This window comes from Pseudomonas sp. NPDC089392, assembly GCF_044749595.1.
Classification (GTDB): Bacteria; Pseudomonadota; Gammaproteobacteria; order Pseudomonadales; family Pseudomonadaceae; genus Aquipseudomonas.
The window spans coordinates 17,749-41,469 of record NZ_JBIVIF010000007.1; the positions used below are offsets into that span (position 1 = coordinate 17,749).

The following is a 23,721-nucleotide window of genomic DNA, read 5'->3' on the forward strand; positions in this document are numbered from 1 at the left end:
CCTGTGAGCGAGCCGGGAGACATTTTCGAGCCCGATGCAGAGAACGCAGGCGGGCGTGCACGTTTCGTCCAGGTGTTCCAGGCCCAGCGCGCGCGCATGGAGGCACTGGTCAACCGCCGGGTCGGCTGCCGTGCCACGGCATCGGACTTGGTCCAGGAGTTGTTCCTGCGCTTCTGGCGCCGCCCTGAGGTCAAGGTGGAAGCGCTGGACACCTACCTGCTGCGTTGCGCCGGCAACCTGGCCATCGACCACCTGCGCAGCGAAGGTAGCCGCGAACGCGTGGCCGAAGCCGCATTGCCGGTGGAAGAAGCGACCATGGCCCAGGCACCGGAGCTGGCCGTGGAAGTCGACCACGACTTGCAGCGCATCGAGGCCGCCTTGCGTGCCCTGCCCGAGCGTACCCGGCAGATCTTCCTGCTCAACCGGATCCACGGCTGCAAGTACGGCGAAATCGCCAAGGTCATGCAACTGTCCCAGAGCGCCGTGGAAAAGCATATGATGCGCGCCCTCGAAGCGTGCAAGGCGAGTGTTGCCGAGCCCGCGCCTACCCCACGCCGGCCAGGGAGTGCCCGTCGATGAGCCGTTTACCGCCGATCACCGAGGCGCAGGCCCAGGCCGCCCTGCAATGGCTCAGCCGGATCAACGAGCAGCCTGCGCAAGCCGAGGGTGCGGCGTTCAAGCGCTGGTTGCTGGCCGAGCCGGGGCACCGCGCAGCCTATGACCAGGCCCAGGCGTTGTGGCAGAAGAGTGCGGTTGCGGCGGCGCGTTTGGCGGAAGAAGAGCATGAGGGCCTACAACGTTACCTGGATGCCATGGCCAGGCCGCCGGCCAGGCGCCCGTGGCGGCAGCGGGTCGCGACCTTGGCGGTGGCGGCCTGCCTGGTACTGGCCATCGGCGTTGCCGGTGGTTGGCAACCGGGGATGTGGTTGCAGGATCTGCAAGCCGACTACAGCAGTGCCGGGCAGATTCGCCAGGTAGTCCTGCAAGACCAGTCGCAGGTGACGCTGGATGCGGGCAGTGCGATTGCGGTCGACTTCGCCCATGGCGAACGCCGCGTGCGGCTGTTGCATGGCGCGGCCTTCTTCCATGTCACGCATACCGGCACGCCGTTCGTGGTCGAAGCCGGTGGTGGCGAGGTACGGGTGCTTGGCACCCAGTTCGAAGTGCGTGAGCAGGGTGAGGGCGCCCAGGTTACGGTGCGCAGCGGGCGCGTGGCGGTGAGCCCGATGCAGGGTGTTGTTGCGCGTGAACTGACTGCCAACCAGCAAGTGGCCTACGCCGCAGGCCGGGTGGGTGACACCCTGGCGGTGGACAGCGACAGCCGCCTGGCCTGGCGACAGGGCTGGCTGAATTACTACCAGGTACCGCTGGCGCAGGTGGTCGAGGACCTGGGGCGTTATAACCCGGGGCGTATCCTGTTGCTTGATGGTGAGTTGGGACAGCGTAAGGTCAGCGGTAGCTTCCCCGTTGATGAGCCGCTGCTGGCGCTGGATTCGCTGGGCAAGGTGATGGGTTTTTCGCGGCAGACCGTTTTGGGTCGGTTGACCTTGATTCGTTAGTCGCCTGTGCCGGCCTCTTCGCGGGTGAACCCGCTCCTACAAGGTACAGCGCTGATCTCAGGCTTGTGCAATTCCTGTGGGGGCGGGTAAATCCGTTCCCACAGGTACAGCGCTGATCTCAGGCTTGTGCAATTCCTGTGGGGGCGGGTAAATCCGTTTCCACAGGTACAGCGCTGATCTCAGGCTTGTGCAATTCCTGTGGGGGCGGGTAAATCTGTTCCCACAGGTACAGCGCTGATCTCAGGCTTGTGCAATTCCTGTGGGGGCGGGTAAATCCGTTCCCACAGGTACAGCGCTGATCTCAGGCCTGTGCATTACCGTGTAGGAGCGGGTTCACCCGCGAAGAGGCCGGCACAGGAAAAATATTTTCAGAAAGCGGATGAGGTAACAGGACGCGGCATCCGTGTAATGAGTGGAAGTGCGATTCATTCGCAGTGATATCCCTCTCACAGGTCAGCGTCCATGAAGTTCTCCCCGCGTTGCGTCCCCCTCTGGCTGGGCCTGGCTACACTCCCGGCCATCACTGCCGCCCCCCAGGCCAGCGCCGCCGAGCAACAACAGGCCTACGCCTTCGCTCAGCCGGCCCAGCCCCTGGCCCAGGCACTCAACGCCTTCAGCCGCACCACCGGCCAGAGCGTGGTCTACACCCTCGAACTGCCAGGCGTGCAGGCCCCGGCGCTGAACGGCAGCTACAGCGCCGAACAGGCCTTGCAACAGCTGCTGGGCAGCTCCGGCCTGGCCTGGCGCCGTATCGACGCGCGCACCCTGACCCTGGAAACGCTGGACACCTCCGGTGCCCTCAACCTGCAGGCCACCACGGTGACCTCGCAACTGGACGACTACAGCTACCAGCCCCCGGCCACGGCCTCGATCATGCGCGGGCAGGGCCCGAACCAGGACATCCCCCAGGCGATCAACGTGGTACCGGCCCAGGTCATCCGCGACCAGGCCCCGCGCAACCTCGATGACGCACTGGCCAACGTCAGCGGTATCACCCAGGGCAACAACTTCGGCGGCACCTCCGACACGGTGATGAAGCGTGGCTTCGGCGACAACCGCGACGGCTCGATCATGCGCGATGGCATGCCCATCGTGCAGGGCCGCAGCCTCAACGCCAGCACCGAGCGGGTCGAAGTGCTCAAGGGCCCGGCCTCGCTGCTGTACGGTATCCAGGACCCGGGCGGGGTGATCAACGTGGTCAGCAAACGCCCGCAGCTTGAGCAGTACAACGCCCTGACCGTACGTGGCTCCACTTACGGCAGTGGCAAGAACGGCAGCGGCGGCGGGTTCGACAGCACCGGTGCGCTGGGCGACAGCAATTTCGCCTACCGCCTGATTGTCGACCACGAAGATGAGGACTACTGGCGCAACTACGGCGTGCACCGCGAATCGCTGGTGGCGCCGTCGCTGGCCTGGCTGGGCGAAGACACCCAGGTGGTGCTGGCCTACGAGCACCGCGAATTCCTTTACCCCTTCGACCGTGGCACGGCGTTCGGCAACAACGGCCACCCACTCGACATCCCGGCCACGCGGCGCCTGGACGAGCCGTTCAACGACATGGAAGGGCGCTCCGACCTGTACCGCCTGGAAGTCGACCACCAGCTGGCCGATGACTGGAAGCTGCACTTCGGCTACAGCTTCAACCGCGAGACCTACGATGCCAGCCAGGTGCGGGTGTATGGCGTGGATGAGGCAAGCGGCACGCTGTCGCGCAGTATCGACGGCACCCACAACGCCATGAGCCGTGACCAGTTCGCAACCCTGAGCCTGGCCGGCAATGTGCAGTTGGCCGGTATGCAGCACGACCTGCTGTTCGGCATCGATCACGAAGACCGCAAGATTTTCCGGGGTGACCTGATCCGGCAGACGCCGCAGTCTACTTTCAGCTACCTGAACCCGGTCTACGGGCAGGAAGTGGAGGGCACCACGGTCAAGGCCAGTGATAGCGACCAGACCGACAAGCTGCGAACCGATGCGATCTTCCTGCAGGACGCACTGCACCTGGACGATCACTGGATCCTGGTGGCGGGCGCGCGTTTCCAGCAATACGATCAGTACGCAGGCCGTGGTCGCCCGTTCAAGGCCAACACCGACACCAGCGGCCAGGCCTGGGTACCGCATGCCGGTATCGTCTACAAGGTCGACGACCAGCTGTCGTTCTATGGCAGCTACAGCGAGTCGTTCAAGCCCAACTCCAGCATCGCGCCGCTCACCGGTGGTGTGGTGCTGGATTCGTCGGTAGCCCCGGAGGAAGGCAAGTCGTGGGAGGTGGGGGCCAAGCTCGATATGCCAGGCAGCCTGACCGGTACCTTGGCGCTGTTCGACATCACCAAGCGCAATGTGCTGGTGGCCAACTTCGACAGTGGTACTGGTGAAACGCTTTACAGCAATGCGGGTGAAGTGAATTCGCGTGGTGTCGAACTGGACCTGACCGGCCAGCTTAGCGAGCGCTGGAGCCTGATAGGCAGCTATGCCTTCACCGATGCCAAGGTGACCAAGGACCCGGACCTGAAAGGCAACCGCCTGCAGAACGTGGCCCGCCACACCGGCTCGCTGTCGGCGGTGTACGACTACGGCAGCCTGTTCGGCGGCGACCGCCTGCGTATCGGCACGGGGGCGCGCTATGTGGGGGAGCGAAGCGGCAACTCGACCAACACCTTCGACCTGCCGTCCTATACCGTGGCTGATGCCTTTGCCAGTTACGAGACCAAGCTGGACGAGCACAAGGTGTTGTTGCAGTTGAACGTGAAGAACCTGTTCGACAAGGTGTACTACAGCTCCGCGGTGAACCAGTACTTTGTGGCGATTGGGGATGCGCGGCAGGTGAGCCTGTCCAGTACCTTTGAGTTCTGAGTCGGTCTGTGCCGGCCTATTCGCGGCTAAAGCCGCTCCTACGGGACCGCGTTGCCCTGGAGGCTGGCGCGGTCTTTGTGGGAGCGGCTTCAGCCGCGAATGGCCAAACGGTACTCTCCCGGTGTGGCGCCAACGGCCTGCCGGAACCGGTTGCTGAAATGACTGGCACTGGCAAACCCGCACACCAGGGCAATTTCCCCCAACGGCATCACCCCCAGCCGCAACAGCTGGCAAGCCCGGTGCAGCCGCCGGGCCAGCAGATACTGGTGCGGCGGTAGCCCGAAGCTGGTGCGGAACATGCGCGCAAAGTGGTATTCGGACAGGTTGCAGCGCAAGGCCAGCTCACCCAGGGTAATCGGCTGGTCCAGGTGCGCCTCGATGTAGTCGACCAGCTGCCGGCGCAAATTCGGCGCCAGCCCGCCTTTCAGGCGCAGGCCCTGGCGCAGCCCAACCTGGCTGAGCAGCGCATGGTCGACGATCTCGTGCGCCAGGCTGCTGGCCAGCAAGCGCTCGCCGGGTTCGTCCCAGTCCAGGGTGATCAGCTGGCGAAAGCGCACAGCCTGCTGCGGGTCATCGAGGAAGGTCGCTTCCTGCAACTGCAATTCACGTGGTTCACGGTCGAGCAGGCGCACGCAGCCCAGGGCGAACTGCGCCTCGCTGACGTACAGGTGCGCCAGGCGAATGGCACCGTTCACCACCCAGTTCGACTCATGGCCGGCCGGCATGACGCATAACTTGCCGGGCGCGCCCTTGTCCGCCGGGCGCTGGCGGCGGAAGGTGCCGGTGCCGTCGGCGATGTAGCACGACAAGGTGTGATGGCTTGGCGCCTGGTAGTCGCGGGCATCGTCGCGGTTGCGCCACAACGCCGCCGCCAGCCCGTCGCCCAGGTGCGCGCTCAGCTCCAGGCGGGCGTGGGGCGAGGCGTGCATGGCGTTGAACACTTGCAGCTGGGTGAGTGGGGTCATGGGTGGTTCCTCTGAGGCCCATCCTACTGCGCCTTGGGTGGGCTGACAGCTACCGGGGGGACAAATGCGCAAGTTTATGCAAGCGGGGAGCGTCGGGCAGGGCGAACACTGGTGGCCTCGGCGAGGGCTGCGCCCTCGATTCGCGGGTGAACCCGCTCCTACAGGGACCGCGTCAATCGCGAAATTGGCGCGGTCCCTGTAGGAGCGGCTTTAGCCGCGAAGCGCCGGGCACCGATCTTGAAAGGCCCAAGGAACCGCCGCCATGAACCTGTCACTCTACCTGCTCACCGTCCTGATCTGGGGCACCACCTGGATCGCCCTGAAACTCCAGCTGGGCGTGGTCGCCATCCCGGTGTCGATCGTCTACCGCTTCGCCCTGGCCGGGCTGATCCTGTTCGCCATCCTCCTGCTCACCCGACGCCTGCAGCCGATGAACCGGCGTGGCCACCTGATCTGCCTGGCGCAGGGTTTTTGCCTGTTCTGCGTCAACTTCATGTGCTTCCTCACCGCCAGCCAGTGGATCGCCAGCGGCCTGATCGCCGTGGTGTTCTCTACCGCGACCTTGTGGAATGCCCTGAACGCGCGAATTTTCTTCGGCCAGAAAATCGCCAGCAATGTACTCGGCGGCGGCGCGCTCGGCCTGCTGGGGTTGGGCTTGCTGTTCTGGCCAGAACTCTCGCACCACGCCGCCAGCCCCGAAACACTCTACGGCCTGGGCCTGGCGCTGCTGGGCACACTGTGCTTCTCGGCCGGCAACATGCTCTCCAGCATGCAACAGAAAGCCGGCCTCAAACCCATGACCACCAATGCCTGGGGCATGGTCTATGGCGCGACGATGCTGGCGGTGTATTGCCTGGTTGACGGCATTCCCTTCGCCATGGAATGGAACACGCGCTACATCGGCTCGCTGCTGTACCTGGTGGTCCCAGGCTCGGTGATCGGCTTCACTGCCTACCTGACCCTGGTCGGGCGCATGGGGCCGGAGCGGGCGGCCTACTGCACCGTGCTGTTCCCGTTGGTGGCGTTGAATGTGTCGGCTGTGGCCGAGGGGTATCAGTGGACGGCGCCGGCCTTGCTGGGGCTGGTGGCGGTGATGGCGGGGAATGTGCTGGTGTTTCGCAAGCCCCGGGCCAGGGTGGCTGGGGGTGTTGTGGTGGCTAAATAGGGGATGGGTTGTCTGTGCTGGCCTCTTCGCGGGTAAACCCGCTCCCACATACCCTTTGTAGGAGCGGGTTTACCCGCGAAGAGGCCGGTACAGGCACTACGGGGCTATCAGCCCTTCCACACCTGCGGATTCACCAGGTCCCGCGGCCGCTCACCCAGCAGCGCCGCACGCAGGTTGTCCATCGCCCGGTTGGCCATGGCCTCGCGGGTTTCGGCAGTGGCCGAGCCAATGTGCGGCAAGGTCAGCGCATTGGGCAGATTGAACAGCGGTGAGTCACTCAGCGGCTCCTTCTCGTACACATCCAGCCCGGCGCCGCGAATGATGCCGGCCTGCAGTGCTTCGATCAGCGCCACCTCGTCTACCACCGGCCCGCGGGCGATGTTGATCAGGAACGCGCTCGGCTTCATCAGCTTCAGTTCGCGGGTGCTGATCAACTTGCGGGTGGCGTCGGACAGCGGCACCACGATGACCACGAAGTCCGCTTCGGCCAGCAACTGCTCCAGGCTGCGGAACTGAGCGCCCAGCTCTTGTTCCAGCGCGGTCTTGCGGCTGTTGCCGCTGTACAGGATCGGCATGTTGAAGCCGAAGCGGCCACGGCGCGCCACGGCAGCACCGATGTTGCCCATGCCGACGATGCCCAGCGTCTTGCCATGCACATCGCTGCCGAAGTGGGCCGGGCCTACGGTGGCCTGCCAGTTGCCGGCCTTGGTCCAGGCATCCAGCTCGGCGGTGCGGCGGGCGCAGCCCATCACCAGCGAGAAGCCGAGGTCGGCCGTACTCTCGGTCAGCACATCCGGGGTATTGGTCAGGGCGATGCCGCGTTCGTTGAAGTAGTCCAGGTCGTAGTTGTCATAACCGACCGAAACGCTGGACACCACCTCCAGCTTGGCCGCGCCTTCAAGCTGGGCGCGGCCAAGCTTGCGGCCAACGCCGATCAGGCCGTGGGCCTCGGGCAGGGCTTCATTGAACTGGGCGTTGATGTCGCCGAGCTTGGGGTTGGGCAGGATCACGTTGAAGTCTTGCTGCAGGCGCTCGGCCATGGCCGGGGTGATACGGCTGAAGGCCAGGACGGTCTTTTTCATCGGGCTACTTCTCTGCAAGGCGGTGGGGCGGTGGGGGCTTCTTCGCGGGTAAACCCGCTCCTACAGGGATTGCACAACCCCGGGGGCAGCGCTGTACCTGTGGGAGCGGGTTTACCCGCGAAGAGGCCGGCAATGGTTAGCAACCTACCATTGTCCACCACAGCATTGCAGCATGTTTCTCAGTTGGCGATCAGCACCTGGTGGGTTTTCAGGTCCGCCTCATGCGCGGCAAGAATCTCCGGCAACGAATTGCGCAGGTACTCGACCCAGGTCTTGATCTTGGCATCCAGGTACTGCCGCGACGGGTAGATGGCGTACAGGTTCAGTTCCTGCAGGCGGTACTCGGGCAGCACCCGCACCAGGCTGCCGTCACGCAGGCCGTCGATCGCCGAATAGATCGGCAGCACGCCCACGCCCATGCCACTGCGGATCGCGGTCTTCATGGCATCGGCGGTGTTGACCATGAACGGTGAGCTGGTGATGTTGACCATCTCCTGGCCTTCCGGGCCGTCGAACAGCCACTTTTCCAGCGGGATCACCGGGCTGACCATGCGCAGGCAGGCGTGCTTGAGCAGGTCGGCAGGCTTTTGCGCCCCACCGTTGCGGGCGATGTAGGCGGGCGAGGCGCAGACGATGCTGTAGGTAATGCCCAGGCGCTGCGACACGAACCCCGAGTCGGGCAGTTCGGTGGCCAGCACGATGGACACGTCATAGCCCTCGTCGAGCAAGTCGGGCACGCGGTTGGCCATGGTCAGGTCGAAGGTCACGTCCGGGTGCGATTCGCGGTAGCGGGCAATGGCATCGACCACGAAGTGCTGGCCGACCCCGGTCATCGAGTGCACCTTCAACTGCCCGGCCGGGCGCGCATGGGCGTCACTGGCCTCGGCTTCGGCTTCTTCGACGTAGGTAAGAATCTGTTCGCAACGCATCAGGTAGCGCTTGCCGGCTTCGGTCAGCGCGATGCGGCGGGTGGTGCGGTTGAGCAGCCTTGTTTGCAGATGGGCTTCCAGGTTGGAGACCGCCCGCGACACGTTCGCGGTGGTCGTATCCAGTTGCGCCGCAGCAGCGGTAAAGCTGCCGAGCTGGGCTACGCAACTGAAAGCACGCATGTTTTGCAGGGTGTCCATGGGTCACTCTCGATGTAGAGGACAAAATTGTGTCACGAAGTAACGTAAAAAAGATGAAAAGTTGCCTTCGACCAAAGGCGGATTATCGCTGTTTTGGTAACAAAGATTCGCAGGAATCTGCGCTTATCGCCAGTGCTGCCGCCCCCTAGAATTGCCCGGTCCCTTCACCTCTTCCTCGGGAAATCGCAGCTGTGCCGCGTCGCATCATCAGAACGCTCAATGCGTTCAGTGCCTGTGCCCTTGCCCTCACCTTGAGCGGCTGTATCGGAACCTGGGGCATTGCCCCGCAAAGCAAGACGCTGCAGACCAATACCCTGACCACCGACGCGGCCATACGCGAAGCCGCGACCGATGCCCATTGGCCCGACCAGCAGTGGTGGCACGCCTATGGCGACCCACAGCTGGACCGCTGGGTAGCCCTGGCCGTGGCCGGTAGCCCGAGCATGGCCATGGCTGCGGCGCGGGTGCGCGAAGCCAAGGCCATGGCGGGCGTGGTCGAGTCGGCAGAAAAGCTCCAGGCCAACGGCCAGGCCACGCTCAAGCGCCACAACTGGCCTGAAGACCAGTTCTACGGCCCTGGCGCGCTGTCCGGTGCCAACACCTGGGACAACAACGCCGCCATCGGCTTCAGCTATGCACTAGACCTGTGGGGCCGCGAACGCAACGCCAGCGAGCAGGCCGTGGACCAGGCGCACATGAGCGTGGCCGAGGCCCGCCAGGCGCAGCTGGAGCTGCAGAACAACGTGGTGCGTGCCTACATCCAGCTGAGCCTGCACTTTGCCCTGCGCGATATCGTCAAGGCCGAACTGGAACAGCAAGAACAGATCCTGGGCTTGGCCAAACGCCGCCTGGATGCAGGCATCGGTACCCATTTCGAGGTCAGCCAGGCCGAAGCGCCGCTGCCGGAAACCCACCGCCAGCTCGACAGCCTCAACGAAGAAATCGCCCTGACCCGCAACCAGCTGGCCGCCCTGGCCGGTAAAGGCCCGGGCGAGGGCGCGCAGTTGCAGCGCCCGACCCTGGCCCTGGCCGCGCCGCTGAGACTGCCGTCGAATCTGCCTGCCGAACTGGTCGGCCAGCGCCCCGACGTGGTCGCCAGCCGCTGGCAAGTGGCTGCCCAGGCGCGTGGTATCGACGTCGCCCACGCTGGCTTCTTCCCCAACGTCGACCTGGTCGGCAGCCTGGGCTTCATGGCCACCGGTGGCGGCCCGCTGGAGTTCCTCACCGGGCGCAAGTTCAACTACAACGTTGGCCCGGCCATCAGCCTGCCGATCTTCGACGGTGGCCGCCTGCGTTCGCAGCTGGGCGTGGCCTCGGCGGGCTATGACGTGGCCGTGGCGCGCTACAACCTGACTGTGGTCGGTGCGCTGAAGAACATCTCCGACCAGTTGATCCGCCGCGAGTCGATGAAAGAGCAGTCGCACTTCGCCGCCGAGTCGGTCGCCGCCGCGCAGAAAACCTACGACATCGCCATGGTCGCCTTCCAGCGTGGCCTTACCGACTACCTCAACGTGCTCAACGCGCAAACCTTGCTGTTCCGCCAGCAGCAAGTGCAGCAGCAGGTGCAGGCCGCGCGCCTGATCGCCCATGCCGAGCTGGTCACCGCCCTGGGTGGTGGTTTGCAGGCTGGCCAGGATGTGCCCAAAGAAGAACGCCAGGCCGCGCCGAAAACCCCGGCCACCCTGGCCATTTTCGACAAGAAGCCGGATAACGCCGAATGAGCACTTCCAGTTTGCCCGTGCGCTGGCTGCAGAGCCTGGAATGGCGCCGGGGCTTCTTTGCCTGGGCGCGTACCGACGGCGTCACCTGGGTGTACATCTTCAAGGTGCTGGCCGCCGCGTTCATCACCCTGTGGCTGGCCATGCGCCTGGAGCTGCCGCAACCGCGCACGGCGATGATCACCGTGTTCATCGTCATGCAGCCGCAAAGCGGCCATGTGTTCGCCAAGAGCTTCTACCGGGTGCTCGGCACCTTGGCTGGCTCGGCGATGATGGTGGCGCTGATTGCCATCTTCCCGCAGAACACCGAGCTGTTCCTGCCCAGCCTGGCCCTGTGGGTAGGCCTGTGCTCGGCCGGTGCCATGCGCTACCGCACCTTCCGCGCCTATGGCTTCGTGCTGGCCGGCTACACCGCTGCGATGATCGGCCTGCCGGTGCTGCAGCACCCCGACCAGGCATTCATGGCAGCGGTATGGCGGGTGCTGGAAATTGCCCTGGGCATCCTCGTGTCGACTTTTGTCAGTGCCGCGATCCTGCCGCAGTCGGCCAGTGCCGCCATGCGCAACGCCCTCTACCAGCGCTTTGGCGTGTTCGCCGGGGTGGTGGTCGAGGCCTTGCGCGGCGACAGCCAGCGCGACCGTTTCGAAAGCAGCAACGTACGCTTCGTTGCCGAAGCAGTGGGCCTGGAGAGCCTGCGCAACGTCACCGCCTTCGAAGACCCGCACATGCGCCGCCGCAGTGGCCGCCTGGTGCGGATGAACAGCGAGTTCATGGCCATCACCACACGCTTCAATGCCCTGCACCGCTTGCTGGAGCGCTTGCGCGCCCGTGGCCCACGGCAGATCGTCGGTGCCATCGAGCCGGGCCTCAATACCTTGGTGGAGCTGCTTCAGCCCTACGTGGGCCGGGCGTTGACCGACGCCGACGCGTTGCGCCTGACCCTGGAGCTGGCCGCCTACAAGGAAGGCCTGCAGGCCCAGGTGCGCGGCCTGCGCGCCGAGTACCTGGCGACCGACCCGAGCGAGGCCGACCAGCTCGATTTCCACACCGCGTTCGAGTTGCTGTACCGCTTCGTCGACGAGATGTACAGCTACGCCGAAACCCATGCCTCGCTGGCCGCGCACAAGCACGAACGTGAGCAGTGGGACGAGCCCTACGTGGCGCAGACCAGCTGGCTGGTATCGCTGGCTGCTGGCGTGCGCGCCTCGGCAGTGCTGTTGCTGCTGGGCAGCTACTGGCTGTTCAGCGACTGGCCCAGCGGTGCAATGATGACCCTGATTGCCACGGTCACCGTGGGCCTCTCGGCGGCCTCGCCGAACCCCAAGCGCATGTCGTTCCAGATGGCCTGCGGCACGGCCATCGGTGCCTTTGTCGGCTTCTTCGAAACCTTCTTCGTGTTCCCCTGGATCGACGGTTTCCCGCTGTTGTGCATGGTGCTGGCTCCGGTGTTCGTGCTCGGTGCGTTCCTGTCGTCACGGCCGGCCTACGCGGGCTACGGCATCGGCCTGCTGGTGTTCTTCGCCATTGGCTCGGTGCCGAACAACCTCACCGTGTATGACCCCTACACCTTCATCAACGACTACATCGGCATGGTCATCGGCATGTTTGTCTGTGCTGCCGCCGGGGCGATCATCCTGCCGCCGAATAGCCGCTGGCTGTGGAGCCGCCTGGAGCAAGAGTTGCGCGAGCAGGTGCTGTTCGCCATCAGCGGGCGCCTGCGCGGCATCGGCACGGCCTTCGAAAGCCGCACCCGCGACCTGCTGCACCAGGCCTATGGCCTGGCAGCCGGCAAGCCGCAGGTGCAGAGCCAGTTGATGGGCTGGATGTTCACCGTGCTGGAAATTGGCCACGCCATCATTGAGCTGCGCAAGGAGCAGGCCCGCGCGCCGGTGCACCCGGCCTACGCCGAGTCGCAGCCGTGGCGCCAGGCCATCCGCGTCATGGGCCGTGCCCTGGCCAGGTTGTTCCTGCAGCCCAACGCCAGCAACCATGAGCGCGCCCTGGTGGCGGTGGACCACGCTATCGCCCGCGTGCAGGCCACCGACGAGCCGTTTGCCCGGCACTTCGACACCTCGGTGCTGCGCCGTGCGCAAAGCTACCTGCACTTCATCCGTTCTTCCCTGCTGGACCCACAGTCGCCGCTGGTACCGGCGAAAGGACTGCACGATGCTCCGTGAAAGCATGCCCCGTGAAATCGCCTTCCATGGCGTGTACATGCCCACCATGACCTTGATGTTCCTGTTCGCCCTGGGCCTGGCCTGGGGCCTGGACCGGTTCATCGCCAGCCATGATGGCTACCGCTTCTTCTGGCACCCGGCGCTGCTGCGCCTGAGCCTGTTCGTCTGCCTGTTCGGCGCCATGGCGCTTTCTGTCTACTGGTGAGAAACCTTCGATGAAAAAGTTCTTCAGCCTGATCGCCACCCTGCTGGTGCTGGTCGCTGCCGTGGCCATAGGCCGCCAGTTGTGGCTGCACTACATGACCACCCCATGGACCCGCGACGGGCGTGTGCGTGCCGACATCATCAACGTTGCCGCTGACGTGCCCGGTTACGTGGTGGATGTGCCAGTCAAGGATAACCAGCGGGTGAAAAAGGGCGACCTGCTGATTCAGATCGACCCCGAGCATTACCAGCTGGCCGTCGACCAGGCCAAGGCGCTGGTCGCTTCGCGCAAGGCCACCTGGGAAATGCGCAAGGTCAACGCCAAGCGCCGTGCCGACATGGACAACCTGGTGATCTCCAAGGAAAACCGCGACGACGCCAGCAACATCGCCAACTCTGCCCAGGCCGATTACCAGCAGGCCCTGGCTGAGCTGGCCGCTGCCGAGCTGAACTTGAAGCGCACCCACATCGTGGCCACGGTGGACGGCTACGTGACCAACCTGAATATCCACAAGGGCGACTATGCGCGCACCGGTGAAGCGGTAATGGCAGTGGTCGATGAAAACTCGTTCTGGGTTTACGGCTTCTTCGAAGAGACCAAGTTGCCGCATGTGAAGGTGGGTGACCAGGCCGAGCTGCAGATGATGAGTGGTGAACGCATCAAAGGGCATGTGGAGAGCATCGCCCGCGGCATCTACGACCGCGACAACCCGCAAAGCCGCGAGCTGATCGCCGACGTGAACCCGACCTTCAACTGGGTACGCCTGGCGCAGCGGGTGCCGGTGCGCATTCACATCGATGAAGTGCCGGAAGGGTTTTTGCTGGCGGCGGGGACGACTTGTACGGTGGTGGTGAAGCCGAGCGAGGGGTAATCCTTACCGCTCTACCAAGATATTGCTTGTCCTTTGTAGGAGCGGCCTTGCCGGGGCGCCGGACCGGTCGGAAAGGGCCGCGAAGCGGCCCCGGGATTCTGGTGTACATGCAGCTACTGCCAGGACTGCTACGCAGTCCTTTCGCGACACAAGGCCGCTCCTACAAAGAAACGTGTTAGCCGATGACAACGTGTGTAGATGCATTGGCTTAACTCGCAGCAGCTTCTCGAAGTAGTTGGTCCCAATCGTCCGGTGGGTGGCCAGTAAGCAACATCTTCTGAAACACCTTGTAGGCATCGTCGCTGCTTTCGTAGGCGCGCTTGCTCGACTCCTCATTGACCCAGGCCAGCACGATGATCTTGCTGGGAGTGTGGTAGCGAAAGAACAAGCGGTATTGCTGGAAGAACTTCGCTCTGAACCAGTGCTTGTGGTCACCGCCAAGCGTTGCACCCTGGCGGTACTCAGGTTTTGTCGGGTCTTGGGGGATGACATCAAACGCCAGCCGTTTGATGGCCGCCAGCCGTTTAAAAGCATTCTTTTTCGTGTAACCCGTTGGGTCCTTCTGCATCTGAGCCTGAACTTGAACGCTCAGTGCGTCGAGCTTGGCCAGGAACAGCGGGTGGGCAAATACAGTCCATCCGTGAATAACCAGAGGCGTCTTTTTCGCATCACTCATTCATCATCCGCCGACAGAGGTTGATCCAGATCGACCTCCGCGTCGCCGACAAGCTTGTCGAGGCGAGCGATAAGGTCAGCATCGACAACCTGCAGCCGTTGAGGGTTTGTTGCGATGTCGTGAGCCAGAAAACTCAGGAACTGGCCCAGCACCGGATCGTCCTCGGTTGCCTCTGCGCGGGTAAGTATCACCCCACCGTCAGGGCGAATCGAGTAATGGATCTTGTCACGTTTTTTCAAACCCAAGGCACGACGCACGGTTTCAGGAACGGTGGTCTGGTAACGATCGGTCAGCGTGGACTCGACTTCGAAGGTGGTAGCCATAGCGCATGTCCATTGAGGTCCATCAACGTCCATAAAGGTAATGCGATTGCATTGTCTGGTCAATGCAAATGCATTACCACGCTGATGAGCGGTCAGGCTGCCCCCCACCAAGATCGGCACCTTCACCCAGTCGATCACCTTTGCGCTGATTTTTGCTGGCGGCGGGGACGACTTGTACGGTGGTGGTGAAGCCGAGTTCGCCTTGAGAAGTATGTCGCCTGGGAGATCGAGCGCCGCCCGCGCGGCGCTTCGCAGCACAAGGCTGCTCCTACATCTGTTTCGGGCCAGTCACGCCTGTGTCAGCGCACGCGACCGCCTTGTTGGTCGCACACAATATCGAGGTGAACGCCAAGGGGCCGCGCGCCTCTGCCTCAGGAATAATTGGCCCGAAACAGATGTAGGAGCAGCCTTGTGCTGCGAAGCGCCGCGCGGGCGGCGCTCGATTGCCTAGGCGATACACTTCTCAAGTCAAGCACTCGCCGCCCCCACCAACACCGGCACCTCAACCCGATCGATCACCTTCGCGCTGATCGACGGATCCAGCAGCCGCCCCAGTCGCGACAGGTGGCGGTGGCCCATGATGATCAGTTCGCAGTTCAGTTCCTGCGCCTTGGCCACGATCGCCTCGACAGGCTGCCCGGCCACCATGCAGCCCTGGCTGACAAAGCCGGCTTGTTGCAATTCGCGCACAGCCTCGGCTACGGCGCGGTCGGCCAGGCGCTGTTCTTCGCAGGCGGCGGGGTATTCCTCCAGTTCTTCAGCGGTGTAGGGCGCGGGTTGCTCGTGCACGGCGAAGGTCGAGTCGATGGCCAGCAGCACGTGCAGTTCGTGCTCGGCGGGGTGGCAGTAGCGGCGGGCGAGAGTGAGCAGGGAGGCGGGGGAGGCGTCGATGGCGATCAGGACGGGGCTGGGCATGCGGGATCCTTGATGGGATGTGGTTGTCTGGGCCGGCCTCTTCGCGGGTAAACCCGCTCCTACAACAGGTCACCGAAACATCTGAGACCTGCGCAATCTCCGTAGGAGCGGGTTCATCGAAGCGTCGAACCGCCGCGAAAGGGCCGAACCTGCCATGCATCATTCTTGGCCCAATCCACTCCCAGAATAAATGCCCCACCACGCACGAGCGCATTGCGTCTGGTGCAATCCACCAACCTGCTACCATCGCCATTCCCCACAGCTGTAACGGAAAACGGCCATGCAACTCCCGGACATGAACCTGCTCGTCGCCCTCGATGCCCTGCTCGACGAAGGCAGCGTGGTTGGCGCGGCGCAGCGCATGAACCTGAGCCCGGCAGCCATGAGCCGGACCTTGGGGCGCATCCGCGATGCCCTGGGCGACCCGATCCTGGTGCGCGCTGGCCGTGGCCTGGTGCCGACGCCGCGGGCGCTGGCCCTGCGCGAGCAGGTGGCGGCGCTGGTGGAGCAGGCCGGCGAGGTGTTCCGCAGTGCCGATGAAGTCGACCTGCCCAAGCTCGACCGGGCCTTCAACATCCGCACCAACGACCTGTTCATCGCCCTGTACGGTGCCCAGTTGCTGCGCCGCATGCACGAGCAGGCGCCGCGTACGGTGCTGCGCTTCGTGCCAGAAAGCCCAGGCGGCGATGACGACAGCGTGCTGCGTGACGGGCGTACCGACCTGATCATCAGCTCGACCGTGGACCTGGGGCCGGAGATCAAGGTGCAGAGCCTGTTCCAGACCTACTACGTGGGCCTGGCGCGGCGCGACCACCCGATCTTCGAGCAGCCGATCACGCCGACCAGCTTTGCCAGTTATCCACAGATCAGTGTGTCGCGCCGTGGCCGGGCCAATGGGCCGATCGATGTCGAGCTGGCCAATTTCAAGGTGCAGCGGCGGGTGGCGTTGATCACCCCGAGTTTTCACTCGGCGCTGTTCTCGTTGCCGGATTCCGACCTGATCCTGCCGATGCCGGCGAATATCCTCAACAGCGTGCACAAGCTGGGGCTGCCGCTGCGTTCGTTCGAGATTCCGGTGCCGCTGGAAAGGGTGACTGTTCTGCAGGCATGGCACCCGAGGTTTCACAATGACCCGGCACATCGCTGGTTGCGGCAGACCCTGAAGGCCTGTTGCAGTGTTGACCCTTGAGGGGTGCTTTGCCCGTGCCGGCCTCTTCGCGGGTGAACCCGCTCCTACAGGGATATCACAGGTCCTGATAGGTGTGCTGTACCTGTGGGAGCGGGTTCACCCGCGAAGAAGACAACTCCGTTCTTGAAGTGGATTGCGTCCGGCGCAACATAAACCTACCGAGAAGTCAGTTTTCGTCAGCATTCGACCTTCTTAGACTTGCTCCAGTCGCAAATTTGTTGCTGGAGATGTCTGCCCATGAGTTCCCTGTCCGCACCGCCTGCCGCCATTGCCGCCGCGCCCGCGCCGGCCGCGTCTGCGCAGACTGCGTTCGGCCTGCAGGTAGTGGTCGGGCTGTTCGGTGTGCTGCTGGCCGTACTGTGCGCGGGCCTCAACGAGTCGGTGACCAAGATTTCCCTGGCCGATATCCGCGGGGCCATGGGCATCGGTGCCGACGAAGGTGCCTGGCTGCTGGCGGCGTACAGCGCCGCCTCGGTCTCGGCCATGGCCTTTGCGCCGTGGCTGGCCACCACCTTTTCGCTGCGGCGCTTCACCATGAGCGCCATCGGCCTGTTTGCCGTACTCGGCCTGCTGCAACCGTTCGCCCCCAACCTGCACAGCCTGATGCTGCTACGTGTGCTGCAGGGCTTTGCCTCTGGCGCCTTGCCGCCGATGCTGATGAGCGTGGCCCTGCGCTTTCTGCCACCAGGCATCAAGGTCTATGGCCTGGCCTGCTATGCCCTGACCGCCACTTTTGGCCCCAACCTGGGCACGCCACTGGCCGGGCTGTGGACCGAGTACGTCGGCTGGCAATGGGCGTTCTGGCAAATCATCCTGCCGTCGGCATTGGCCATGTTCTGCGTTGGTTGGGGCCTGCCACAGGACCCGCTGCGCCTGGAACGCTTCAAGCAGTTCGACTGGCGTGGCGTGCTGCTTGGCCTGCCGGCCATCAGCTGCATTGTGCTGGGCCTGTCGCTGGGCGACCGCTGGGGCTGGTTTGATTCGCCGCTGATCTGCTGGCTGCTTGGCGGTGGCCTGCTGTTGCTGGTGCTGTTCATGTACAACGAGTGGTCCGAGCCGCTACCGTTCTTCCAGCTGCGCATGCTGTCGCGGCGCAACCTGAGTTTCGCCCTGGTGACCCTGGCCGGCGTGCTGATTGTGCTGTCGGGTGTGGGTAGCATCCCGTCGGCCTACCTGGCACAGATCCAGGGCTACCGCCCGGCGCAGACCAGCCCGCTGATGATGCTGGTGGCCATGCCGCAATTGATCGCCCTGCCGCTGACCGCAGCGCTGTGCAACATCCGCGCGGTGGACTGCCGCTGGGTGCTGGGCATCGGCCTGGCGATGCTGGCGGTGTCCTGCGTAGGCAGCAGCCTGCTGACCAGCGAGTGGATCCGTGGTGACTTCTACCCGTTTTACCTGCTGCAGGTGTTCGGCCAGCCGATGGCGGTGCTGCCATTGCTTATGCTGTCGACCAACGGCATGACCCCGCAGGAAGGTCCGTTCGCCTCCAGCTGGTTCAACACCGTCAAGGGCCTGGCTGCGGTGATCGCCGGTGGCCTGCTGGATGCCCTTGGCACCCTGCGCCGGCACTTCCATTCCAACCACCTGGTGGACAGCCTGGGCAATGCCCCGCTGGTCGACGACAACGCGGCTGGCCTGGCCAAGCGCATCCACGACCAAGCGCTGGTGCTGACTTCCGCCGACCTCTATCTGGTCATGGCCGGCATCGCCGTGGCCCTGATCTGCCTGATTCCTTTCGTGCCTACCCGGGTCTATCCGCCGCGTGCGGTGGCCTGAACCCTGGATGAATTCGAGAACCGCTGAAATGACCAATACCCGCAAAACCCTGTTCATCGGCTCGGTGCTGGCCGTGGCCGTCCTGGCTGGCATCGTCGGCCCCTGGATGTTTGGCAGTGACCACCGCCAGAGCACCAATGATGCCTACGTGATCGCCGACTACACCGTGGTCGCGCCGAAGGTCGCCGGCTTCATCAAGGAAGTGCTGGTGGAGGACAACCAGCAGGTTACGGCTGGCCAGTTGTTGGCGACCATCGACGCCCGTGACTACCAGGCCGCGCTGGATGCCGCGCAGGCGCAGTTGCTGGTGGCCCAGGCGCAAAGCGCCGATGCCCGCGCCACCCTTGAACGCCAGGCCGCGCTGATTGCCCAGGCCGAGGCGGCAGTGAAGGCAGCTCAGGCCGAGGCAGCGTTCGCCGACCACGAGGTCAACCGCTACAGCCGCCTGGCCGAGCAGGGCGCCGGGACCGTGCAGAACGCCCAGCAGGCGCGCAGCGGGGTCGACCAGGCCCGTGCGCGCCTGGCCAATGCCCAGGCGGCGCTGGTGGCAGCACGCAAACAGGTGGACATTCTTACCGCCCAGGTGGCCAGCGCCGGCGGCCAGCTCAAGCGCGCTGAAGCAGGGCTGGAAAAGGCCCAGCTCGACCTCTCCTACACCCGCATCACCGCGCCGGTGGATGGCATGGTTGGCGAGCGCGCCCTGCGCGTCGGCGCCTACGTCAACCCGGGCGCGCGCCTGCTGTCGGTGGTGCCGTTGCAGCAGGCCTATGTGGTCGGCAACTTCCAGGAAACCCAGCTGACCCACGTGCAGCCTGGCCAGCCGGTGAGCATCAGCGTCGACACCTTCTCCGGCGAGAAACTGCAAGGCCATGTGGAAAGCATCGCCCCGGCCACCGGCGTGACCTTCGCCGCGGTCAAGCCGGACAACGCCACCGGCAACTTCACCAAGGTGGTGCAGCGTATTCCGGTAAAGATCGTCTTCGATGATGGCCAGCCGCTGCTCAGCCGTCTGCGTGTGGGCATGTCGGTGGAAGCGACCATCGATACCCGTGGCGACAAGCTGGATGGCAAAGAGGTAAGCGCACGATGAAACCGGCATTACGCTTGAGCCCGTTGCTGCTGGCCGTACTGATGGCCGGCTGCACCATGGGCCCGGACTTCCAGCGCCCAGGCAGCCAGGCACCGCGACAGTGGGCACCGCTGCAAGGCGAGGCAGCGGCCAGCCAGCCGCAGGCCGAGCCGCTGGAACTGCGCTGGTGGGAAACCTTCCAGGATGCCCAGCTCAGTGCCTTGATCCAGCGGGTTGCCGAGCGCAACCTCGACCTGCAGATGGCCAGCGCCCGGCTGCTGCAAAGCCGCGCCTTGCGCAGCACTGTGGCCGCCGACGAAGTGCCGTCGGTGGACGTCAACGCCGGCTACAGCCGCGCCCGTAACAGCGCCGAAGGCCTGAGTGACCCGTCCGGCAAGGCGGGTAAAGAAGCCTTCAATCTGTGGCAGGGCGACCTGGTGGCCGGTTGGGAGCTGGACTTGTGGGGCCGCGTGCGGCGCCAGGTCGAAGCCGCCGACGCCACCGTCGAAGTGGCCGAGAACGACCGCCGTGGGGTGCTGTTGGCACTGCTTTCGGAAACCGCCGGCAACTACATCCAGCTGCGCGCCGTGCAGCACACTATCGATGTGACACAAGACAACCTCAAGGTCGCCCAGCACAGCCTGAAGCTCTCTGAAAACCGCCAGGCCGAAGGCGTTGCCACCCGGCTTGATGTGGCCCAGGCCAGCGCCCAGGTCGCTTCGATCGAGTCGCGCCTGCCCAGCCTGGAAGCCCGCCGCGATGACCTGATCAACGCCCTCAGCCTGCTCGTAGCAGAGCCACCGCGCAGCCTGCAAGCTGAGTTGTTGAAGGGCGGCGAACTCCCCGCACCTCAGCAGAAGTTTGCCATCGGCTTGCCGTCCGAGCTGGCCGAGCGCCGCCCGGACATCCGCCAGGCCGAGGCCCGCCTGCATGCCGCCACCGCCAGCATTGGCGTGGCCAAGGCTGACTTTTACCCGAGCATCCGGCTGTCGGGCAGCATGGGCTTCCAAGCCATGCAGCTGTCCGATTTTGGTGGCTGGGACTCGCGCAGATTTGCTTTCGGGCCGCAGCTGTCGTTGCCGATTTTCGAGGGCGGCCGGCTCAAGGGCACCTTGGAACTGCGCGAGGCGCAGCAGCAGGAGGCGGCGCTGAACTATCGCAAGGTGGTGCTGGGTGCCTGGCATGAAATTGACGATGTGCTACGCCTGTACAACGCCAGCCAGTTGCGTCGTGACCACCTGGCCGAGGCGGTGCGGCAGAACCGTATCGCCCTGGAAACCGCACAGCGCCAGTATGTGGAAGGGGCGGTGGACTTTCTCAATGTGCTGACTGTGCAGGGGGCGTTGCTGGCCAGCGAAGAGCAGTGGATCGACAGTTCGGCGGCGGTGTCGCAGGCGCTGGTGGGGCTGTACAAGGCATTGGGTGGTGGCTGGCAGGCGTTTGATGAGCAGCCGGTGAAAAAAGCATAAAGGCGGGGCCGCACAGCGGCCCCAGCAATATCCCTGATTAGCGAGGAGGCACAGATGCACATTTCCCTGAACGGCAAGCGCGCCATCGTCAGCGGCTCCACCGCCGGCATTGGCCTGGCCATCGCCATCGGCCTGGCCGAGGCGGGGGCCGAAGTGGTACTCAATGGCCGCACCCAAGCCCGCGTCGACGAAGCCCTCAAGGCCGTGCGCGAGCGCCTGCCACAAGCACGCATCATCGGTATCGCCGCCGACCTCAGTACCCAGGACGGCGCGCAGAAGCTGTTCACCCACGTGCCGCACACCGACATCCTGGTCAACAACCTCGGCATCTTCGAGCCCAAGCCGTTCTTCGAAATCGAAGACGAAGACTGGCAGCGCTTCTTCGACGTCAACGTACTCAGCGCCGTGCGCCTGTCGCGCCACTACGCCCAGGGCATGGCCGAGCGCAAATGGGGGCGGGTGGTGTTCCTGTCCAGCGAGTCGGCGCTGCAGATCCCGACCGAGATGATTCACTACGGCATGACCAAGACGGCGCTGTTGGCGGTGTCGCGTGGGTTGGCAGAGACCTTGGCCGGTACCGGGGTGACAGTGAATTCGGTATTGCCGGGGCCTACGCGTTCGGAAGGTGTGGGTGACTTCTTTGCCAAGCTGGCCGAAGAGCAGGGGGTGTCGACTGAAGAACTGGAAGCCAACTTCCTGGCTGAGCACTGGCCGACCTCGCTGATCAAGCGGCTGGCGACGGTGGAGGAGGTGGCCAACATGGTGGTGTACCTAGCTTCGATGCAGGCCAGCGCTACGACCGGGGCGGCGTTGCGGGTGGATGGCGGGGTGCTGCGTTCCATTGCCTGATTGGTAGTTGCTTGTGCCGGCCTATTCGCGGGTGAACCCGCTCCTACAACGATCGCGTAACCCGTAGGAGCGGGTTCACCCGCGAAGAGGCCGGCACAAGCAACCCATCAATGTAGGAGCGGGTTTACCCGCGAATAGGCCGGCACTGGCAACCCATCAATCAAAGCGGCCGCAGCAACCCAAACCGCTTGCGCAACGCCCAATCCAGCAAGCGCCGCGGCAGCAACCGTGCCATCAACGGCAACGCCGTACTGCCATTGCCCAGCCGCACCACTGCCGGCACCGGCGACTTGCCCACAGCCGCCAACACCCCCTGGGCAAACACCGCCGCCGATGTCGGTTTGTCCTGCGAAGCCCGCGCCCGCGCCTGCACATGCTCACGCAACGGCCACCACGCCGAATCCGCCGCCAGCACCTGCTCGGCCTGGCGCTGGGCGTTGCTGGCAAACTGCGAGGCAATCGCCCCCGGTTGCACTTCCATCACCTGCACGCCAAACGGCGCCAGTTCCAGGCGCAAGGCATCGCTCAGGGCATGCACGGCGGCTTTCGAGGCGCAGTAGGCACCGGCGAAAGGGGTGACCAATACGCCGGATACGCTACCGATATTCACCACCAGCCCGCGTGAGCGGCGTAGCAGGGGGAACAGTGCACGGGTAACGCCAACCACGGCGAACACATTGGTTTCGAACTGCTGGCGCAGGGCGTCCACGCCGCCATCGAGCAACGGGCCCATGGCACCGTAGCCGGCGTTGTTGATCAGGATGTCGAGACTTGGCAGCTCCTCGGCCAGGCGGGCCACGGCCTCGCTGTCGTTCACATCCAGTTGCCGGGCGGTGTAGCCGGCAGCGCTCAGTTGCTCGACATCTTCAGGCTTGCGGGCGGTGGCCCAGACGTGGTGGCCGGCATCGCGGAAGGCGTCGGCAAGGGCGCGGCCGATGCCGCTGGAACAACCGGTGATCAGGACGGTGGGCATGGGTGGGGCCTGTTGTCAGGAAGGTTGGTTTTGGCCTGCGCCGGCCTCTTCGCGGCGGTTCGACGCCTCGATAAACCCGCTCCCACAGGTACCCCACAAAATAGCGACATGTGCGATCCCTGTGGGAGCGGTTTTACCCGCGAATAGGCCGGCACCGGCAATAAATCAATTGGCAAATGTACCCTGCAGGTGCTCAGCCCGAAACTCCAGGGTCTGCGGCCGGTACCCGGAACGCAATGGCGGCAATGGCAAACAGTCTTTCCACTCCGCCCCTGGCTGCAGTTCACCCGGCCCACGATAGCGCGGGGCGTTGTAGGTGTTCTCGGCCAGGTTCACGGTATCGCCCGGCGCATACGCCGCCACCCGCCAGCGCAGTTCGGTGAGCGGGGCGTTGTTGCCATTCTTCATGCGTACCTGCAAGGCACGGTCGGCAGGGCAGTGTTCGGGGGCGTAGCTCAGGCGCAGGTCCAGGCGGGCCAGTTGCGAGGTTTCGCGGCTGTCCTGCCAGACGACCAACAGGGCCACCAGGCCCAGGCCACATACGGCAGCCAGCGAGATCGGCAGGGCCTTGGCCGGATAGCGCAACAGCAGCACCAGCCAGGTAAGGATGAGGAAGGCACCGATGATCATGGGGCTTGCAGACCTTGGTTGCGCGGGGTCTGACCATCGTAGCTTGAAATGGGGTGGGGCTCAAAAGCGGGAGGGCTGCGCCCTCCATTCGCGGGACAAGCCCGCTCCTACAACGATCGCGTGTTCC

General features: G+C 64.4%; 21 protein-coding genes. 13 read left to right on the top strand and 8 right to left on the bottom strand.

Annotated features, from left to right (window positions below; genetic code table 11):
• Positions 1 to 3 precede the first annotated feature (3 nt).
• The 3 genes from ACIP1G_RS08965 (at position 4) to ACIP1G_RS08975 (ending at position 4,412) form a co-directional block, all read left to right on the top strand.
• Complete coding sequence (locus ACIP1G_RS08965) at positions 4 to 579, top strand: RNA polymerase sigma factor (RefSeq protein WP_400735612.1); 576 nt, start codon at positions 4 to 6, stop codon at positions 577 to 579.
• Positions 576 to 1,559, top strand: a complete 984-nt coding sequence (locus tag ACIP1G_RS08970) for a FecR family protein (RefSeq protein WP_400735614.1) — start codon at positions 576 to 578, stop codon at positions 1,557 to 1,559. The genes ACIP1G_RS08965 and ACIP1G_RS08970 overlap by 4 nt, the downstream gene beginning before the upstream one ends.
• 462 nt (positions 1,560 to 2,021) lie before the next feature.
• Positions 2,022 to 4,412: a TonB-dependent siderophore receptor gene (locus ACIP1G_RS08975; protein WP_400735616.1), complete on the top strand. Its 2,391-nt coding sequence runs from the start codon at positions 2,022 to 2,024 to the stop codon at positions 4,410 to 4,412.
• Positions 4,413 to 4,501: 89 nt separating this feature from the next.
• Here the strand turns inward: ACIP1G_RS08975 and ACIP1G_RS08980 are convergent, their stop codons facing one another.
• Complete coding sequence (locus ACIP1G_RS08980; protein ID WP_400735618.1) at positions 4,502 to 5,377, bottom strand: helix-turn-helix transcriptional regulator; 876 nt, start codon at positions 5,375 to 5,377, stop codon at positions 4,502 to 4,504.
• 262 nt (positions 5,378 to 5,639) lie between these two features.
• Here ACIP1G_RS08980 and ACIP1G_RS08985 point away from each other — a divergent pair, with 262 nt between their 5' ends.
• Complete coding sequence (locus ACIP1G_RS08985) at positions 5,640 to 6,542, top strand: DMT family transporter (RefSeq protein WP_400735620.1); 903 nt, start codon at positions 5,640 to 5,642, stop codon at positions 6,540 to 6,542.
• A gap of 107 nt (positions 6,543 to 6,649) precedes the next feature.
• Here ACIP1G_RS08985 and ACIP1G_RS08990 read toward each other — a convergent pair whose 3' ends face one another.
• Positions 6,650 to 7,624 (bottom strand): 2-hydroxyacid dehydrogenase, encoded by a 975-nt coding sequence (locus tag ACIP1G_RS08990; RefSeq protein WP_400735621.1) that lies wholly within the window; start codon positions 7,622 to 7,624, stop codon positions 6,650 to 6,652.
• Positions 7,625 to 7,803: 179 nt separating this feature from the next.
• A complete protein-coding gene (locus ACIP1G_RS08995; RefSeq protein WP_400735623.1) occupies positions 7,804 to 8,751 on the bottom strand; it encodes a LysR family transcriptional regulator in 948 nt (315 codons plus the stop codon).
• Positions 8,752 to 8,942: 191 nt separating this feature from the next.
• On the opposite strand from ACIP1G_RS08995, the gene ACIP1G_RS09000 reads away from it, so the two are divergent.
• The 4 genes from ACIP1G_RS09000 to ACIP1G_RS09015 are packed head-to-tail and all read left to right on the top strand — an operon-like array spanning position 8,943 to position 13,722.
• Complete coding sequence (locus ACIP1G_RS09000; protein WP_400735624.1) at positions 8,943 to 10,472, top strand: efflux transporter outer membrane subunit; 1,530 nt, start codon at positions 8,943 to 8,945, stop codon at positions 10,470 to 10,472.
• Positions 10,469 to 12,646 (top strand): FUSC family protein, encoded by a 2,178-nt coding sequence (locus ACIP1G_RS09005; protein WP_400735625.1) that lies wholly within the window; start codon positions 10,469 to 10,471, stop codon positions 12,644 to 12,646. Before ACIP1G_RS09000 ends, ACIP1G_RS09005 begins: the two co-directional genes overlap by 4 nt.
• A 4-nt stretch (positions 12,647 to 12,650) precedes the next feature.
• Entirely contained in the window at positions 12,651 to 12,851 is a 201-nt protein-coding gene (locus ACIP1G_RS09010; RefSeq protein ID WP_003251718.1) for a DUF1656 domain-containing protein, read from the top strand.
• A gap of 10 nt (positions 12,852 to 12,861) precedes the next feature.
• On the top strand, positions 12,862 to 13,722 hold the full coding sequence (locus ACIP1G_RS09015; RefSeq protein ID WP_016713502.1) for an HlyD family secretion protein: 861 nt from the start codon (positions 12,862 to 12,864) through the stop codon (positions 13,720 to 13,722).
• A 208-nt stretch (positions 13,723 to 13,930) separates the two neighbouring features.
• Here ACIP1G_RS09015 and ACIP1G_RS09020 read toward each other — a convergent pair whose 3' ends face one another.
• The 3 genes from ACIP1G_RS09020 to ACIP1G_RS09030 form a co-directional block, all read right to left on the bottom strand.
• Positions 13,931 to 14,398 carry a type II toxin-antitoxin system YhaV family toxin gene (locus ACIP1G_RS09020; RefSeq protein WP_400735626.1) on the bottom strand — a complete coding sequence of 156 codons (468 nt, stop codon included), beginning with the start codon at positions 14,396 to 14,398 and terminating at the stop codon, positions 13,931 to 13,933.
• Positions 14,395 to 14,721 (bottom strand): type II toxin-antitoxin system PrlF family antitoxin, encoded by a 327-nt coding sequence (locus tag ACIP1G_RS09025; RefSeq protein WP_201206841.1) that lies wholly within the window; start codon positions 14,719 to 14,721, stop codon positions 14,395 to 14,397. Before ACIP1G_RS09025 ends, ACIP1G_RS09020 begins: the two co-directional genes overlap by 4 nt.
• Positions 14,722 to 15,189: 468 nt before the next feature.
• A complete protein-coding gene (locus ACIP1G_RS09030; protein ID WP_400735627.1) occupies positions 15,190 to 15,636 on the bottom strand; it encodes a universal stress protein in 447 nt (148 codons plus the stop codon).
• Positions 15,637 to 15,916: 280 nt separating this feature from the next.
• On the opposite strand from ACIP1G_RS09030, the gene ACIP1G_RS09035 reads away from it, so the two are divergent.
• From ACIP1G_RS09035 to ACIP1G_RS09055, 5 genes are all read left to right on the top strand, one after another.
• Positions 15,917 to 16,825 carry a LysR family transcriptional regulator gene (locus ACIP1G_RS09035; protein ID WP_284384487.1) on the top strand — a complete coding sequence of 303 codons (909 nt, stop codon included), beginning with the start codon at positions 15,917 to 15,919 and terminating at the stop codon, positions 16,823 to 16,825.
• 237 nt (positions 16,826 to 17,062) lie between these two features.
• Positions 17,063 to 18,604, top strand: coding sequence for an MFS transporter (locus tag ACIP1G_RS09040; RefSeq protein WP_400735628.1), 1,542 nt, complete (start codon positions 17,063 to 17,065; stop codon positions 18,602 to 18,604).
• A gap of 28 nt (positions 18,605 to 18,632) precedes the next feature.
• On the top strand, positions 18,633 to 19,694 hold the full coding sequence (locus ACIP1G_RS09045) for an HlyD family secretion protein (protein ID WP_400735629.1): 1,062 nt from the start codon (positions 18,633 to 18,635) through the stop codon (positions 19,692 to 19,694).
• Positions 19,691 to 21,142 carry an efflux transporter outer membrane subunit gene (locus tag ACIP1G_RS09050; RefSeq protein WP_400735630.1) on the top strand — a complete coding sequence of 484 codons (1,452 nt, stop codon included), beginning with the start codon at positions 19,691 to 19,693 and terminating at the stop codon, positions 21,140 to 21,142. Before ACIP1G_RS09045 ends, ACIP1G_RS09050 begins: the two co-directional genes overlap by 4 nt.
• Before the next feature lie 54 nt (positions 21,143 to 21,196).
• The gene (locus ACIP1G_RS09055) at positions 21,197 to 21,991 is read left to right on the top strand and encodes an SDR family NAD(P)-dependent oxidoreductase (protein WP_400735631.1); all 795 of its coding nucleotides are present in this window, start codon (positions 21,197 to 21,199) and stop codon (positions 21,989 to 21,991) included.
• Positions 21,992 to 22,151: 160 nt separating this feature from the next.
• Here the strand turns inward: ACIP1G_RS09055 and ACIP1G_RS09060 are convergent, their stop codons facing one another.
• A complete protein-coding gene (locus tag ACIP1G_RS09060; RefSeq protein ID WP_400735632.1) occupies positions 22,152 to 22,964 on the bottom strand; it encodes an SDR family oxidoreductase in 813 nt (270 codons plus the stop codon).
• 165 nt (positions 22,965 to 23,129) lie between these two features.
• Positions 23,130 to 23,594 (bottom strand): multidrug transporter, encoded by a 465-nt coding sequence (locus ACIP1G_RS09065; RefSeq protein ID WP_400735634.1) that lies wholly within the window; start codon positions 23,592 to 23,594, stop codon positions 23,130 to 23,132.
• Positions 23,595 to 23,721 lie beyond the last annotated feature (127 nt).